The organism is Salmonella sp. 2020_1395, from assembly GCF_043848115.1.
Taxonomy (GTDB): domain Bacteria; phylum Pseudomonadota; class Gammaproteobacteria; order Enterobacterales; family Enterobacteriaceae; genus Salmonella; species Salmonella enterica.
In genome coordinates this window covers 309,529-324,856 of sequence record NZ_JBCMFH010000004.1, presented here as the reverse complement: position 1 = coordinate 324,856, position 15,328 = coordinate 309,529, and the positions used below count along the sequence as shown (strand labels likewise).

The 15,328-nt window shown below is 49.4% G+C and carries 18 protein-coding genes and 3 tRNA genes; 15 read left to right on the top strand and 6 right to left on the bottom strand.

The genetic code is table 11. The annotated features are described in order from the left end of the window. The first annotated feature begins 17 nt into the window (after nucleotides 1–17). The 3 genes from tcyL (at nucleotide 18) to sdiA (ending at nucleotide 2,389) form a co-directional block, all read left to right on the top strand. Entirely contained in the window at nucleotides 18–686 is a 669-nt protein-coding gene (gene tcyL, locus ACH0WD_RS08985) for a cystine ABC transporter permease (RefSeq protein ID WP_001158238.1), read from the top strand. After that, nucleotides 683–1,435: an L-cystine ABC transporter ATP-binding protein TcyN gene (gene tcyN / locus ACH0WD_RS08980; protein WP_001273038.1), complete on the top strand. Its 753-nt coding sequence runs from the start codon at nucleotides 683–685 to the stop codon at nucleotides 1,433–1,435. Before tcyL ends, tcyN begins: the two co-directional genes overlap by 4 nt. A gap of 231 nt (nucleotides 1,436–1,666) precedes the next feature. Then, on the top strand, nucleotides 1,667–2,389 hold the full coding sequence (gene sdiA, locus ACH0WD_RS08975) for a transcriptional regulator SdiA (protein ID WP_001157167.1): 723 nt from the start codon (nucleotides 1,667–1,669) through the stop codon (nucleotides 2,387–2,389). Nucleotides 2,390–2,455: 66 nt separating this feature from the next. Here sdiA and ACH0WD_RS08970 read toward each other — a convergent pair whose 3' ends face one another. Continuing rightward, nucleotides 2,456–2,680: a DUF2594 family protein gene (locus ACH0WD_RS08970; protein WP_000106483.1), complete on the bottom strand. Its 225-nt coding sequence runs from the start codon at nucleotides 2,678–2,680 to the stop codon at nucleotides 2,456–2,458. Further along, on the bottom strand, nucleotides 2,677–2,832 hold the full coding sequence (locus ACH0WD_RS08965) for a hypothetical protein (RefSeq protein WP_000546186.1): 156 nt from the start codon (nucleotides 2,830–2,832) through the stop codon (nucleotides 2,677–2,679). The genes ACH0WD_RS08970 and ACH0WD_RS08965 overlap by 4 nt, the downstream gene beginning before the upstream one ends. A gap of 311 nt (nucleotides 2,833–3,143) precedes the next feature. Between ACH0WD_RS08965 and uvrY the strand changes: the two genes are divergently transcribed. The 10 genes from uvrY to ACH0WD_RS08915 all read left to right on the top strand — a co-directional run bounded on the left by uvrY (nucleotide 3,144) and on the right by ACH0WD_RS08915 (nucleotide 10,364). Next, nucleotides 3,144–3,800: a UvrY/SirA/GacA family response regulator transcription factor gene (gene uvrY, locus ACH0WD_RS08960; RefSeq protein ID WP_000611323.1), complete on the top strand. Its 657-nt coding sequence runs from the start codon at nucleotides 3,144–3,146 to the stop codon at nucleotides 3,798–3,800. After that, nucleotides 3,797–5,629 (top strand): excinuclease ABC subunit UvrC, encoded by a 1,833-nt coding sequence (uvrC, locus tag ACH0WD_RS08955; protein WP_001289467.1) that lies wholly within the window; start codon nucleotides 3,797–3,799, stop codon nucleotides 5,627–5,629. Before uvrY ends, uvrC begins: the two co-directional genes overlap by 4 nt. Before the next feature lie 56 nt (nucleotides 5,630–5,685). Next, nucleotides 5,686–6,234 carry a CDP-diacylglycerol--glycerol-3-phosphate 3-phosphatidyltransferase gene (gene pgsA, locus ACH0WD_RS08950; RefSeq protein ID WP_001160192.1) on the top strand — a complete coding sequence of 183 codons (549 nt, stop codon included), beginning with the start codon at nucleotides 5,686–5,688 and terminating at the stop codon, nucleotides 6,232–6,234. Between the two features lie 151 nt (nucleotides 6,235–6,385). Beyond that, nucleotides 6,386–6,461: transfer RNA gene (locus ACH0WD_RS08945), tRNA-Gly, on the top strand. 52 nt (nucleotides 6,462–6,513) lie between these two features. Beyond that, nucleotides 6,514–6,587, top strand: a tRNA-Cys gene (locus ACH0WD_RS08940). Between the two features lie 11 nt (nucleotides 6,588–6,598). Next, nucleotides 6,599–6,685: transfer RNA gene (locus ACH0WD_RS08935), tRNA-Leu, on the top strand. Nucleotides 6,686–6,935: 250 nt separating this feature from the next. Continuing rightward, a complete protein-coding gene (locus ACH0WD_RS08930) occupies nucleotides 6,936–7,268 on the top strand; it encodes a hypothetical protein (RefSeq protein WP_001747701.1) in 333 nt (110 codons plus the stop codon). Between the two features lie 213 nt (nucleotides 7,269–7,481). Then, nucleotides 7,482–8,921: an SH3 domain-containing C40 family peptidase gene (locus ACH0WD_RS08925; protein ID WP_077905752.1), complete on the top strand. Its 1,440-nt coding sequence runs from the start codon at nucleotides 7,482–7,484 to the stop codon at nucleotides 8,919–8,921. A 212-nt stretch (nucleotides 8,922–9,133) separates the two neighbouring features. Beyond that, nucleotides 9,134–9,460: a glucose-6-phosphate dehydrogenase gene (locus ACH0WD_RS08920; protein WP_000240837.1), complete on the top strand. Its 327-nt coding sequence runs from the start codon at nucleotides 9,134–9,136 to the stop codon at nucleotides 9,458–9,460. Between the two features lie 238 nt (nucleotides 9,461–9,698). After that, the gene (locus tag ACH0WD_RS08915) at nucleotides 9,699–10,364 is read left to right on the top strand and encodes a YecA family protein (protein ID WP_000781522.1); all 666 of its coding nucleotides are present in this window, start codon (nucleotides 9,699–9,701) and stop codon (nucleotides 10,362–10,364) included. A 74-nt stretch (nucleotides 10,365–10,438) separates the two neighbouring features. On the opposite strand, the gene tyrP is transcribed toward ACH0WD_RS08915, so the two are convergent. Continuing rightward, nucleotides 10,439–11,650 (bottom strand): tyrosine transporter TyrP, encoded by a 1,212-nt coding sequence (gene tyrP / locus ACH0WD_RS08910; protein WP_001747700.1) that lies wholly within the window; start codon nucleotides 11,648–11,650, stop codon nucleotides 10,439–10,441. A 226-nt stretch (nucleotides 11,651–11,876) separates the two neighbouring features. On the opposite strand from tyrP, the gene ACH0WD_RS08905 reads away from it, so the two are divergent. Further along, on the top strand, nucleotides 11,877–12,116 hold the full coding sequence (locus tag ACH0WD_RS08905; protein ID WP_000377238.1) for a YecH family metal-binding protein: 240 nt from the start codon (nucleotides 11,877–11,879) through the stop codon (nucleotides 12,114–12,116). Nucleotides 12,117–12,161: 45 nt separating this feature from the next. Here the strand turns inward: ACH0WD_RS08905 and ftnA are convergent, their stop codons facing one another. Together ftnA and ACH0WD_RS08895 are read right to left on the bottom strand one after the other, a co-directional pair. Then, nucleotides 12,162–12,659: a non-heme ferritin gene (ftnA, locus tag ACH0WD_RS08900; protein ID WP_000920619.1), complete on the bottom strand. Its 498-nt coding sequence runs from the start codon at nucleotides 12,657–12,659 to the stop codon at nucleotides 12,162–12,164. A gap of 239 nt (nucleotides 12,660–12,898) precedes the next feature. Then, nucleotides 12,899–13,234 carry a YecR-like lipofamily protein gene (locus ACH0WD_RS08895; RefSeq protein WP_000803229.1) on the bottom strand — a complete coding sequence of 112 codons (336 nt, stop codon included), beginning with the start codon at nucleotides 13,232–13,234 and terminating at the stop codon, nucleotides 12,899–12,901. Nucleotides 13,235–13,489: 255 nt separating this feature from the next. Between ACH0WD_RS08895 and ACH0WD_RS08890 the strand changes: the two genes are divergently transcribed. After that, a complete protein-coding gene (locus tag ACH0WD_RS08890; RefSeq protein ID WP_000684811.1) occupies nucleotides 13,490–14,128 on the top strand; it encodes an RpiB/LacA/LacB family sugar-phosphate isomerase in 639 nt (212 codons plus the stop codon). Between the two features lie 178 nt (nucleotides 14,129–14,306). Here the strand turns inward: ACH0WD_RS08890 and ACH0WD_RS08885 are convergent, their stop codons facing one another. Continuing rightward, nucleotides 14,307–14,810, bottom strand: coding sequence for a non-heme ferritin-like protein (locus ACH0WD_RS08885; RefSeq protein WP_000741707.1), 504 nt, complete (start codon nucleotides 14,808–14,810; stop codon nucleotides 14,307–14,309). Between the last annotated feature and the right edge of the window lie 518 nt (nucleotides 14,811–15,328).

The window sequence follows — 15,328 nt, the reverse complement described above, 5'->3', positions numbered from 1 at the left end:
CCAGGTAATCAACGCGAATGCAAGAAAGTATCCAACTGGTTATTGAATCGCTGCCGTATTTGCTTAAAGGCGCCGTCTTTACCCTGCAACTGAGTATTGGCGGTATGTTTTTTGGTCTGCTGCTGGGATTTGTGCTGGCGCTGATGCGGATGTCTCCGCTATGGCCGGTTCGCTGGCTGGCGCGCTTTTATATCTCGATTTTTCGCGGTACGCCGCTTATCGCCCAGTTATTTATGATTTATTACGGCCTGCCGCAATTTGGGATTGAGCTGGACCCTATCCCGGCGGCGATGATTGGTTTATCGCTCAATACCGCGGCTTACACGTCCGAGACGCTGCGCGCGGCGATCTCGGCTATCGACAAGGGACAATGGGAAGCGGCGGCGAGCATTGGCATGACGCCGTGGCAAACGCTACGTCGCGCTATTTTGCCGCAGGCGGCTCGTGTCGCGCTTCCGCCGTTGAGCAACAGCTTTATCAGCCTGGTGAAAGATACGTCGCTCGCCGCGACGATTCAGGTGCCGGAGTTGTTCCGCCAGGCGCAGTTAATTACCTCGCGAACGCTGGAGGTGTTTACCATGTATCTGGCCGCGTCGTTAATCTACTGGGTAATGGCGACCGTCTTATCGGCACTGCAAAACTATTTTGAAAACCAGCTTAACCGCCAGGAGAGAGAGCCAAAATGAGTGCGATCGAAGTCACCAACCTGGTCAAAAAATTTCATGGTCAAACGGTGCTGCACGGTATCGACCTTGAGGTGAAGCCCGGAGAAGTCGTCGCCATTATCGGCCCGAGCGGCTCAGGGAAAACAACGTTATTACGCTGCATTAACCTGCTGGAACAACCGGAAGCGGGCACCATTAAAGTAGGCGATATTATCATCGATACCGCCCGCCCATTCAGCCAGCAAAAAGGGTTGATTCGCCAGCTACGTCAGCATGTCGGCTTTGTCTTTCAGAGTTTTAACCTGTTCCCGCATCGTACCGTGCTGGAAAATATCATTGAAGGTCCGGTGATTGTAAAGGGAGAGCCGAAAGCCGAGGCGACGGCGCTGGCGCGGGAACTGTTAGCCAAAGTCGGGTTGGCCGGTAAAGAGACCCGTTATCCGCGCCGCCTGTCGGGCGGGCAACAGCAGCGCGTGGCGATTGCACGCGCGCTGGCGATGCGCCCGGAAGTGATTCTGTTTGATGAGCCCACGTCGGCGCTTGATCCTGAATTAGTCGGCGAGGTGCTTAATACGATTCGCCAGCTGGCGCAGGAAAAGCGCACGATGGTGATCGTCACTCACGAAATGAGCTTTGCGCGTGACGTGGCTGACCGGGCGATATTTATGGATCAGGGGCAAATCGTTGAGCAGGGTCCGGCGAAAACCTTGTTCGCCGACCCTCAGCATCCGCGTACCCGCCAGTTCCTTGAGAAATTTTTAGTGAAATAATGCCTTTTCAACGCTCGCCCGAATTAGCCGCGCCTTGGGCGAGCGCAATGAATAATTATGAAGTCATTCTGCCAGATTATTAATCTCGCTCTCAGGCGGAAGCCAAAAAGTGTAATGCCGCTCAAGTATTCTACGTTTCGTCCGATATTTCTTATATATAAACACTATTTATGTGTTAATTTAAATCATTCATAATAATGATTATCAATATCAAAGGCGTGACCATAAAATATGCAGGAAAATGATTTCTTCACCTGGCGACGCGCAATGTTGTTACGCTTTCAGGAGATGGCGGCAGCAGAGGATGTTTATACTGAATTGCAATATCAGACACAGCGGCTGGAATTTGATTATTATGCCCTGTGTGTTCGTCATCCCGTCCCCTTTACCCGGCCTAAAATATCGCTTCGTACCACTTATCCTCCGGCGTGGGTAACGCATTACCAGTCCGAAAACTATTTCGCGATCGATCCGGTATTAAAGCCGGAAAATTTCAGGCAAGGTCATTTACATTGGGATGACGTGCTATTTCATGAAGCGCAGGCGATGTGGGATGCCGCCCAGCGTTTCGGATTACGCAGAGGCGTAACCCAGTGTGTGATGTTGCCGAACCGGGCGCTGGGCTTTTTATCTTTCTCTCGTAGCAGTTTACGCTGCTCCTCGTTTACCTACGATGAAGTGGAGCTGAGGTTGCAACTGCTGGCGCGGGAGAGTCTTTCGGCGCTGACAAGATTTGAAGACGACATGGTGATGGCGCCTGAGATGCGTTTCAGTAAACGTGAGAAAGAGATTCTGAAGTGGACGGCGGAAGGGAAGACCTCATCGGAGATCGCCATTATTCTGTCGATTTCTGAAAATACCGTTAACTTCCATCAGAAAAACATGCAGAAGAAATTCAATGCGCCAAATAAAACACAGATTGCCTGCTACGCTGCGGCGACAGGTCTGATATGACGTGCTGACGATGCTTCGCGCCAGACGCGAAACCGGCTGAAAGCGATGCTAACAGCCGGTTTTTTACTACTGGCGGTAAGCCTGTTTAATTTGCTTAACCGTACTGGAAAATACCGCAGCTTGTGCTTCATCATCCATCTGCGCGATCTGTTTTTCCATTTTAAGAATCACGCGCCCTGCATCGGCCTGGCCCATCGCCTGCAGCATCAGCGTTAACATGGCTTTCAGGCAGTTGACTTCAGTAGCCAGTTCTTGATTATTCTCAGCGGTGGAAAAATCAGGCGTACTCATTTATTTTCCTCGTTATGTTTCAGTGAAAATGTGCGATAGCAGATGTTAAGGCGGCGGAGTATACCATAAGCTACGCTAAAAATAGCAGTGGTTGTTTTTTGATCAAAAAGCGGAGGGGTTACCCACAAAATAAACGTTGCCGCGTGATGCATATATTTTCTTCATTCTTTGTTTATTACGCGTATTTTACTCGTTAATTATTGTTACAAAGTTGATTCCCTAATTAGTGTTTAGACAGCGGAACGTGAAATTTTTGTCACCATTATGAAATAGCAGCCCGGGACAGCGCCGTCAGAAGGGGCTACAACGTTGGCAGTTGCCACACGACGTACAACATAATTTCCAAAAACGAGAGCAAAATCGAATACCCGGTGTTTTTTTACGTTTCAAAGTTGAGATAAAACCAGCTAATATAAGGGCGATTAACTATCAGTAGCGTTATCCCTATTCTGGAGATATTCCTTTGATCAACGTTCTTCTTGTTGATGACCACGAACTGGTGCGCGCAGGGATACGACGCATTCTTGAAGATATAAAGGGCATTAAAGTTGTCGGTGAAGCGTGCTGCGGAGAGGATGCGGTAAAATGGTGCCGTACTAACGCCGTTGACGTCGTGCTGATGGATATGAACATGCCCGGTATTGGCGGCCTTGAGGCGACGCGTAAAATTGCCCGCTCGACAGCGGATATCAAAGTGATCATGCTGACCGTCCATACGGAGAACCCGTTGCCCGCCAAAGTGATGCAGGCTGGCGCAGCTGGCTATCTCAGCAAAGGCGCTGCGCCTCAGGAGGTGGTGAGCGCTATTCGTTCGGTGTATTCCGGACAACGTTATATCGCCTCCGATATCGCTCAGCAGATGGCGCTCAGTCAGATCGAGCCTGCAAAAACGGAAACGCCGTTCGCCAGTTTGTCTGAACGCGAGTTGCAGATTATGCTGATGATCACCAAGGGTCAGAAGGTCAATGAGATTTCAGAACAGCTGAATCTCAGTCCTAAAACGGTGAACAGCTATCGCTATCGTATGTTCAGTAAATTAAACATTCATGGTGATGTTGAGCTGACTCACCTGGCAATCCGCCATGGCCTGTGTAATGCGGAGACGTTAACAAGCCAGTGAGTGAAATATTTGACGCAAAGGCGTTTTTGAAAACCGTTACCAGCCAACCCGGTGTCTATCGTATGTATGACGCCGGCGGTACGGTTATCTATGTCGGTAAAGCAAAAGACCTGAAAAAGCGTCTTTCCAGCTACTTTCGCAGCAACCTGGCTTCGCGTAAAACCGAAGCGCTAGTTGCGCAAATTCAACACATTGATGTCACGGTAACACATACCGAAACGGAAGCGCTGCTGCTTGAGCATAATTACATCAAGTTGTATCAACCGCGTTACAACGTGTTGTTGCGTGATGATAAATCCTATCCTTTTATTTTTCTGAGCGGCGATACCCATCCGCGTCTGGCGATGCACCGTGGCGCCAAACATGCGAAAGGCGAGTACTTCGGCCCATTTCCTAATGGCTATGCCGTGCGGGAAACGCTGGCGCTGTTACAGAAAATTTTCCCTATCCGCCAGTGCGAAAACAGCGTATATCGCAACCGCTCGCGTCCTTGCCTGCAATACCAGATTGGCCGCTGTTTAGGCCCCTGCGTTGCAGGACTGGTCAGCGAGGAGGAGTATGCGCAACAGGTGGAGTATGTCCGGTTGTTTTTGTCCGGTAAGGACGACCAGGTCTTAACACAGCTGATTGCCCGGATGGAAAAGGCCAGCCAGGATTTAGCATTTGAAGAGGCGGCGCGTATTCGCGATCAGATCCAGGCGGTACGCCGGGTCACGGAGAGACAGTTTGTCTCCAATGCGGGCGACGATCTCGACGTTATCGGCGTGGCTTTTGATGCGGGTATGGCCTGTGTGCATGTGCTGTTTATTCGCCAGGGTAAGGTGCTGGGCAGCCGCAGCTATTTTCCAAAAGTGCCTGGCGGTACGGAACTGGGCGAAGTGGTGGAAACCTTTGTCGGGCAGTTTTACCTGCAGGGTAGCCAGATGCGCACGCTACCGGGCGAGATACTGCTCGATTTTAATCTGAGTGATAAAACGCTGCTGGCCGATTCGTTGTCGGAACTTGCCGGACGGCGTATTCATGTCCAGACAAAACCGCGCGGCGATCGCGCCCGTTATCTCAAGCTGGCGCGGACCAACGCGGCAACGGCCTTAATCACTAAACTCTCGCAGCAGTCCACCATCACGCAGCGTTTGACCGCGCTGGCGGCGGTATTAAAACTTCCTGCGATCAAGCGGATGGAATGTTTTGACATCAGCCATACCATGGGGGAGCAAACGGTCGCATCCTGTGTGGTATTTGACGCTAACGGGCCGTTACGCGCCGAGTATCGTCGTTATAATATCGCGGGCATCACGCCGGGTGATGACTACGCGGCGATGAATCAGGTGCTACGTCGGCGTTATGGCAAGGCCATAGAAGAAAGTAAGATTCCGGATGTTATTCTGATCGACGGCGGAAAAGGGCAGCTCGCCCAGGCGAAAGCCGTTTTCGCTGAGCTGGATGTCCCCTGGGATAAGCATCACCCTTTGCTGCTTGGCGTCGCCAAAGGCGCGGACAGAAAGGCCGGTCTGGAAACACTCTTTTTTGAACCGGAAGGCGAGGGGTTTAGCCTGCCGCCGGACTCGCCGGCGCTGCATGTTATTCAGCATATTCGCGATGAGTCGCACGATCACGCGATCGGCGGGCACCGTAAAAAACGCGCGAAGGTTAAAAATACCAGTACGCTGGAAACTATTGAAGGCGTTGGGCCTAAACGTCGCCAGATGCTGCTGAAATATATGGGCGGTTTGCAAGGGCTACGTAACGCCAGCGTAGAAGAAATTGCAAAAGTGCCGGGTATTTCGCAAGGTCTGGCAGAAAAGATCTTCTGGTCGTTGAAACATTGAGGCCACTGTAGCAACATAGGGGTAATTTCACTGACAACAGATAGTTACCCGTCACTATGCAATTTAATATCCCTACGTTGCTCACGCTGTTTCGCGTCATCCTGATTCCATTCTTTGTCGTGGTGTTTTATTTGCCGTTCGCCTGGGCGCCGATGGTCAGCGCGCTGATTTTCTGTATTGCTGCTATTACCGACTGGTTTGACGGCTTTCTGGCGCGACGCTGGAACCAGAGTACGCGTTTCGGCGCTTTCCTCGACCCCGTCGCCGACAAGGTGCTGGTGGCGATCGCCATGGTGCTGGTCACCGAGCATTATCATAGCTGGTGGGTGACGTTACCTGCGGCGACGATGATAGCCCGCGAAATTATTATCTCTGCTCTGCGTGAATGGATGGCGGAGCTGGGCAAACGCAGTAGTGTAGCGGTCTCCTGGATCGGTAAAGTCAAAACTACCGCGCAGATGGTGGCGCTGGCGTGGCTCTTGTGGCGTCCGAATATCTGGGTAGAGTATGCCGGGATCGCGCTTTTCTTTGTCGCAGCGGTGCTAACGTTGTGGTCCATGTTGCAATATTTGAGCGCTGCACGCGGAGATTTGCTTGATCAGTGATCGTTTCGCCGCAAATTTCAGCAAACGATCGTGAGTGACGAAAAATATCGTTGACTCAGTGCGTCAGGTAAGTAGAATGCAACGCATCGAACGGCAGCACTGATTGCCAGACGATAACAAAATCAAGTGATTAACAAAGTTGCTTGATACTGCGGGAATAGCTCAGTTGGTAGAGCACGACCTTGCCAAGGTCGGGGTCGCGAGTTCGAGTCTCGTTTCCCGCTCCAGTTTAAAAGCATTGGCGTAAAGCGGATGCTGGCTGAAAAGCCAAAAAAATTTGGCGCGTTAACAAAGCGGTTATGTAGCGGATTGCAAATCCGTCTAGTCCGGTTCGACTCCGGAACGCGCCTCCAATTTTTCCCGAGCCCGGATGGTGGAATCGGTAGACACAAGGGATTTAAAATCCCTCGGCGTTCGCGCTGTGCGGGTTCAAGTCCCGCTCCGGGTACCATGGGAAAGACAAGAATAATCAAAGCAATAAGCAGTGTCGTGAAACCACCTACGGGTGGTTTTTTTGTGCCTTCAGTTTGTATGCCGACCGCGAGCGTGAACTTTCCAGCGCGATACACAGTAAAAAAACACCGGTAGCGGCATTTCTGCCAGTACAGCAGTTATGTGCTACCGACCCGCAAGAACTTATGGCTGGTAAATACTAAACATCGGGTAAATCAGCCGATAAAATCCATTAATCTCTATAAAAAATGCTGATATGTTTTATGCCTGCTTTATTAAAGAGAGTAGGTCTGCCAGTGAAATATACCGATAATGCAAAATTATTTATTAGCTTCATTAATATTGGGATTGTAGGTTGCGCTTTGCTACTTTTTTTTATTTTGTATGAGCCTGAGAGTGCAATCGTAACCTACTCTCTTCCCGGTGAGCTTTCCTCTTCGACATGTGATGCGCGTAATTTTATTGGCAACGTCGATGAAAATGACTTTGCAGAGTATATAAAAAAAGTAGAACTGACGCGCTACAGTATGTATTGTCTGAAAAAAACAGGGGCGGGCCAGTGGAGTATTTATGCAAATTAAACGAGTATATAACTGTTCAGGGGTATTTTCTGCACAATTTAATTAAAGGTAGATAGCGAACTAATATTCATCATAAGGTAATGTGATCCGCTTCATGCTTTAATCACGTTTTGCAATATTGTCTTAATAACAGGTCAACTACAGATAATTTCGGGTTTTCGTGAATGGCGGTTTTGGTCAGTCTCTATATTATGCTTTCCCCGCTTTACGGAGATGATGATGCAAAAGAAAACCTGGGCCGTTTTATTGATACCATTGTGCCTCACCGCTTGCCACCAGACGACCAACCGATCAACAGCCAAAGATGAAATTGTCGCAGGGAGCTATATTGACCCGACAAAAACACGCTTTCCGTTAGCGGATTATTCACAGTCGGTTGATAAATGGATACCTCCGGACTCGGCTGATTACACTATTCCGGTTATTGATAGTGCTACCCAACAACGCTACTTTAACGCACTAAAATCTCATTATTTCGGAATGGACAGTGAAGCGCACTCGCCGTGGAATGGTTTTTATATTACCGCATTGCTGAAAAAAAACGCAGCACAGGCGCGGGATGCCAGTATTAAGCAGTTTCTTAGCGACGGCAGTGCTTATTGGGGAGAAAACTTCAGACTTTATACCTCTCGCTGGAAAGAGGAGGTTAGAGGGAATACGGATACGCAGATTGACAATATCTATCATGCCTCCCGGCGAGGCATTATGGTCAGAGAAAGTTTAGTCAGAGCGCTGCCAACGGACGACCCGCTCTTTAATGATCCCCGTCAGGCGGGCGAGGGGTATCCGTTTGATAATTTACAAATGTCTTCGCTGCGTCCCGGTACGCCGGTCTATACGCTGACGAAGAGCAAAGACCAACGCTGGCAATATGTCGTTTCACCAGCGGTAACTGGCTGGGTTCATAGTGAAGATATTGCCAGTACGGATCAGAAATTTATAACACAGTGGGTTTTGCTTGCTCATAAGCAACTGGGGGCATTTATCAACGCGCCGGTTTCTGTCCATGCCGCAGGCGTCTATTATTTCACCGGGCGACCGGGCACTATTTTACCGTTCCGACATCAACGGGCGGGCCAGTTCCTGATTGCGGCGCCAGTTCGCGGCAGCAACGGTCGCGCGTTTATCCATTGGGTCTGGCTAAGCGGTAACGAGTTTACGGCTATGCCGTGGAAAATGACGCCGGAAAATATCGCCGTGCTAATGAAAGCAATGCATGGAGCCCCCTACGGTTGGGGAAATTTTAACTTTTATAATGATTGTTCAGCCGAAGTCCGCAGCCTGTTAATGCCGTTTGGCATATTCCTGCCCAGACATTCATCCGCGCAGGTAGAGTCTGCTGGACGGGTGGTCGATCTTAGTCATAAAAATCCCCAAATGCGGATCGATTATCTCACCAGATACGGAAAACCGTTTACTACGCTGGTCTATATTCCAGGGCATATTATGTTGTATATCGGTAACACAACCATGAATGGGCAGGTCGTGCCGATGACTTATCAGAATATCTGGGGATTGCGCCCAAACCATGCTAATAGCCGGAGCATTATCGGTGAGGCGGTATTTTTGCCGTTACTGCGTTTTTATCCTGAAAATCCTGAGCTGATATCGCTGGCTGGTAAGGTTCTGTTTAAGCTTGGTTATATAGAATAGGTTGACAAACTGTGTTATCGCGGAAGACATGATTAAGACAACCGTGCGCGTGGATATAAAGAGAGTATCCCTGTAAACTGTGTCTGAAAAAAGTATGCGCTATAGTGCGGGCTGTTTATTTGAAATACTATCTGGAGCTGATTCTGGATGTGATTATGTGCCTCACACATTGAAGTGAGAGTTATTGTTGGCGGTATCTGGCTGGAGGCTGGGTGGTAAAAAGACGTAATTTATTGCATTTTAATAACGGTGCCCGGTCAGAGCGCGATCTTGGGGATCTGGTCACTAAAGTTTTTGAGAAAGCGGCGAAAAAAGAACCGCAACCGCTATACACATTTAGCCTGCCGTTGCTGAGTGTGCAGGATGAGATCCGTGTTTACTGTAAGAAAAAAAATATCAAAATAGGGTACGATACGCTGTTTATGGAAATAACCTTTTCTGCTGACAGAGAAGCGGTAGACGAACTCATTAAACACTTTTTTACTGAAAATAAGCTCTATTTGAGAGGGCGGTTTTATCTGTCCGCGGCGGTGGTATAAGTTAGCATGAGTATAATATAGCGAGAAACCCATCTCTCGCTTTTGTGTGGGGCGAGCGTTTCCTGGCGGAAAATCTGCGCCCTGATCCTCCTTTTGTGCGTTAACTTCCGGAATCCTCCTCATTTCGTGTTAATCTGGCCCCTGATGGTTGCCATCCAAACTGCCTGCAAAAAAATTATTTTTATCCGCTGCAATGTAAGAGGCCTACAGGCGGAAGTCATCACTGAGGAAAAGCGTTATGAAAATGGAACCATTAAACGAGAACGAGCTGGAATGGCTGGATGATGTGCTGACGAAATACAATACCGATCAGGCCATTTTGGATGTCGCGGAGCTGGACGGTCTGATTACTGCGGTACTAAGTTCTCCGCGTCCCATCGAGCCGGAACAGTGGCTGGTCGCGATATGGGGGGGACCCGCGTACGTACCGCGCTGGACATCTGAAAAAGAAATGACGCGATTTATGGATCTGGTGTTCCAGCACATGGCGGACACAGCCGCCCGGCTTGAAGATTATCCAGAACAGTTCGAGCCGCTGTTTGGCCTGCGAGAAGTTGATGGCCATGAATTAACGATTGTTGAAGAATGGTGCTTTGGTTACATGCGCGGAGTGTCGCTGTCCGACTGGTCTGACTTGCCGGATACGCTAAAACCGGCGCTGGAAGCGATTGCCTTACACGGCACGGAAGAAAACTTTGCGCTGTTGGATAAAATGAGCCCGGAAGCGTTCGATAAAAGCGTTGACGCTATCCGTAGCGCGGCGCTTGAGCTGCATGCCTGGTGGATGGCGCATCCGCACACGACGCCGCTACAGATGCCGATAAAAGCAGAGGTGAAAGTGGGGCGTAACGATCCTTGTCCATGCGGGAGCGGCAAAAAATTTAAGCAGTGCTGCCTGCATTAATGGCTCGTAAACGGCCATAGCGTGATGATTATCGAGCCTGGACGGTGTCCGGGCCCGGTAATCTTTGCCTGGCGTTAACCTGGATCGGGCAGGAACCCCAGAGCGATCGAAAACTGGACGCCAATCACGATAATGCCGCAGATAAACACCAGCGCCAGCGCTGGGGTGCCGCCTGCCACACGATAGCCCGCCTGAGGGATCTGTTTACGGCACTGCCAGACCAGCATGGCAGGGATGAGCAGTGCCAGCACTGCCAGCGCTACGCCGGCATAGCCTAATGCCATCACAAATCCACGTGGGTAGAAAAGCGCAAACGCCAGCGGCGGCAGAAAGGTAATCAGCCCGGTTTGCAGGCGTCCGGACACCGTACTGCGGCGCTGGAATAGATCGGCCAGGTAATCAAATAATCCTAGCGCTACGCCCAGAAAAGAGGTCGCCAGCGCCAGATCGGCGAACAGGTGGACCGCCAGTTCGACATGTGGCGAAGCGACCACTTCTCTGAGCGCCTGCAGCAGGCCATTTAACCCGGCATGGCTGGCCAGTAGCCCTCTGAATGTCGGCGAGTCGATACTTCCCAGCGTGGCGAGCTGCCAAAAAATATAGGCCACTAGCGGAATGGCGCTACCCGTCATAAAGACCCAACGCAGCCGGCGAATGTTGCCGTTCATATAACTCACAATACTCGGTACGCTTCCGTGAAAACCAAACGAGGTGAAAATGACCGGTATGGCGGACAATGCCAGCCCCTGCTGTAAAGGAAGCGTAAGAAGATTTACTTTATGAATATGTGGCGTGAGCAACGCAAGCATGATGACCAGAAAAATGATCTTTGCGCTAAACAGGAAGCGGTTAAAAAGGTCGACCAGCGAGGTGCCCACACATACCACCCCACCGGCAACAAAGGTGAACAGCAGTACTCCGGCAGCGGGCGAGAGCGTGGCGCCAAGCCAGTTATTAATACTGGATGCCAGTAATTCTCCGGCTCCGGAAATGTAGGCGGCAGTGAGCGCATACATTAAGAACATCATACTGAATCCCGTAAGCCACTGTCCGTAACGCCCAAGATAGCGTTTTGCCAACGAGCCCAGCCCGGTATCCGCCGGAACGTGTTGATATACCTCCAGTAATAGTAGCGCGGTATAACACATCAGCGCCCACAGGCCAATCAACAATCCCAGCGTGACGCTGAAACCAACGCCAGCCGCTGCCAGCGGCATTGCCAGCATCCCGGCGCCGATAGTGGTGCCTGCCACGATAAAAATACTGCCCAGAGTTCTGTTTTTCACGCTTTCTACTACCCCGGTAACAAAGAACGGTGATATCCGCGGCGCAGGGTAAGGCATTACGCTATTTTCGTCAAATGGTCGTTACAATAGGTGTACTGTAAAATTTACAGTTACTGGCATAAAAGCGAGTATGGGAGGAGACGCGGACAACCGCCGCAAACCTGCGCTAGCGCAAAGTCGCTCGCACAAGGACACATTAGGCTACGAGTTTTATTCAGGAGGGGTTATGGATTCCATTCACGGTCACGAAGTGCTCAACATGATGATTGAGTCTGGCGAGCAGTACACGCATACCTCGCTGGAGGCGGCAATAAAAGCGCGCTTTGGCGAGCGGGCACGATTTCACACCTGTTCAGCGTCAGATATGACGGCGGCGGAACTGGTCGCGTTTCTGGCGGCGAAAGGAAAATTTATTGCGGTGGAGGACGGTTTTTCAACGCATGAGAGTAAAATCTGCCGCCATTAATACGCCACGGTGAGAGCGCGTCTCACCGTGTAAGGACGTGTTGGATTAATTTTGCGTATCCAGGGTGGAGAGTTCTTTATCAATGAAATAAAGCCCTTCGCCGCTTTTTCCCGCCAGCGTTAATTTATCAATAATAGATTTGAACAATTTTTCTTCTTCATGCTGTTCTGCCACATACCACTGCAAGAAATTAAATGTCGGATAATCCTGGCTGGTCATTGCGGCATGAGCCAGTTCATTAATTTTTTGCGTAATAAGCTGCTCATGCTCATAGGTCGCGCGGAACAGCTCATCCAGTGAGGTGTACTCAGCGAAGGGCGAAGAAACGGTATTAATGCGCGGCAGGCTTCCGGTATCGGTAAGGTAGTCAAACAGGCGCTGCATATGCGTCATCTCTTCTTGCGCATGGCGACGAAGAAATGCGGCCGCGCCTTCAAAACTGTGATAGCTGCACCACGCGCTCATTTGTTGATAGAGCAGGGAGGAGTACAACTCCAGATTCATTTGCTCATTCAGTTTGTCGATCATTTCTGTTTTCAGCATGGTTCCGCTCCACAAATAGCAAAAGATATACAGTAATGTGGCGCCACTATAATTTGTTATTTTATTATTTGCAAAAGGTAAAATATTAAATTTAATTATTAAAAATACGAATGGGAATAAAACGCATTAACGCCAGTGTATAGGGTATAAAAATAAAGGAAAGCCAGCATCTTCATGCTGGCAATAGCGACCCTGCACTCTCCTCCATTGTACATGGTGTCGGCGTTAAGCCAGCCGCCTTAATAATAAAGCGGCATAATTTGCGGGACGGCAACGCCCCGGCACTGCCAGGAGAGGGTAAATCGGGTGTTCAGACACAACGAGCCCGCATAAATGCTACAGGTTCCTACCGGCTGACCAAACGAAACGGCATCGGCATAGCCCATCTGCTGGCATTCGCGTGTTGCGGTCCCGTGAGATACATAGTCATCTGTCCGTGAAGTAAAAAATAGCGGCTGGTTATACGTCAGGCGCACGATGCCGCTTATCGGGCTGGCTTCGCTGACCTGCGCTTGTCGAGTAATGGTGCATCCCGTCAGGGCTAGCAGTGAAAGAGTAAAAATAAGAGGCTTCATAAAATCGCTCCGACAATTCGGTATCAGACCATGCTACCTCGTGTCTTGCACCGTCAATGGCTGGAATAACTTACGGATTCGCCTTGATTAAAGGTAACGGCAGGAGGTTTACAGCGGGAACAGAAAATGTGTGAGCGTCTCTTCATTTAATGAAACTTAGTTTCATTAAATTTGAATGCGTGTTCTTAAGTGTGTAGTGTGGGCAAAACGTCATGATTTACGCAGGCGTGGCCGTCTGCATTCAGGAGGAACACGATGAAAATTGCACTGATGATGGAAAATAGCCAGGCCAGCAAAAATGCCATCATTTATAACGGACTTAGCGCCGTCGCCAATGAAAAGGGATTTCCCGTTTTTAATGTCGGCATGTGCGACGAAAATGACCATCACCTGACGTACATTCATTTAGGCATCATGGCGAGTATTTTGCTTAATGCAAACGCGGTTGATTTTGTGGTTACTGGCTGTGGCACCGGGCAGGGCGCGCTGATGTCGTTAAATATTCATCCAGGTGTCATTTGTGGCTATTGCATCGATCCGGCAGATGCTTTTCTGTTTGCGCAGATCAACAACGGCAATGCGTTGTCCCTGCCATTTGCGAAAGGCTTTGGCTGGGGCGCTGAGCTGAACGTGCGTTTCATCTTTGAAAAAGCGTTTACCGGGCGTAAAGGCGAGGGGTATCCGCCTGAGCGCAAAGCGCCGCAGGTACGCAATGCGGGCATTTTGAACCAGGTTAAGGCCGCGGTCGTCAAAGAGAATTATCTGGATACACTACGGGCTATCGATCCTGAACTGGTTAAAACGGCGGTTTCAGGGCCGCGTTTCCAGCAATGTTTGTTTGAAAACGGCCAGAATAAAGAAATAGAAGCGTTTGTACGTGAGATGCTGAGGTAATGCCTGGACAAGACAGAGACGTTTCGCGCCTGTCGGCTGGCATGATGTGCCGATAATACGCCAGTAGCGACAGGCACCACCTCTGGCAAACAGATCAGAAACGGTGTAGGCCGGATAAGCTGCTTCGCGTTGCTATCCGGCTAATAACGTCTCAATATTGTCGCTCGGGGTGCCGCTATCAGTGATGCTGATAGGTCACGACGTTAAGGAGATGCTGATCGGTTTGCGCCAGGCATAACCCTGCTCGTTTAGCGCTGCGAACTTCTTCGAGAATAGTTTGTAAAAGTACGCCATCCTGCTGCTGCTCTTTTTCCAGTGTATGGAGAAAATCGAGCGTTGAGGCATCATTCAGCGCTTTCGCTTCATCTGCCAGACGCGACAGCGTGCTGGCGCGTTGCTGATAATCCTCCAGGGTTTTCTGGAACAATTCTTCCAGAGAGCAGAGCTCTTCACCCGGAACGTCAATGGCTTTAACGATAGGGGTGGCGCCGGCGTTTTTCATAAAATTAAACATGCGCATCATTTGCGTCACGTTGCCTTGCGCCTGGGTACGAAGAAAGGTGGCGGTGCCTGTTAAACTGTGTTCAGAACACCATTCGCTTAGATGGAGGTAAAGATTTGATGCGTAAAACTCAAGGTTCATTGGCGTGTTGAGCTTTTGAACCATTCCTACAGCTGCCATAACAATATCCTTATTTCCAGAAAGTGTTGATGTGCATGACAGACGAGAATGCAACGGGCCGTTGTCACATTCTTACCTCTATGCACAATAAATACTCTTAGCAGAAGAACTCCGTTCCGCCAGTCCCTTATGCGATCTCATTTCCTGTTTATCGATCGGTAATGAGAATAGCGCGTCAATAAAAATAAGAAAATCCTTAAATGCAATTGTTTATCTTTTTTTACATTTTCAGCGGTGTGATTTTTTCAAGTGTAATGATTTTGAGTGTGGAGAGATTGCAACTGTTTGAAAGTTAAATGATATTATATAGATTTGTAATTTATGAAACATTGTTTCAGATCATGGGTTAAGCCTTTCAAGTATGTTAATTTCAATAAAATAAACATTAGTCAGTCTGGATATCACACGCATAAACGGTTGAGAGCAAATATGCCTGTTTTTATAAACTAGCCGATTTTGCGGTAGATCATTTTTAATGTCATTAATCATACGAGCACGTTATTCGGTTGAGCGCAGTT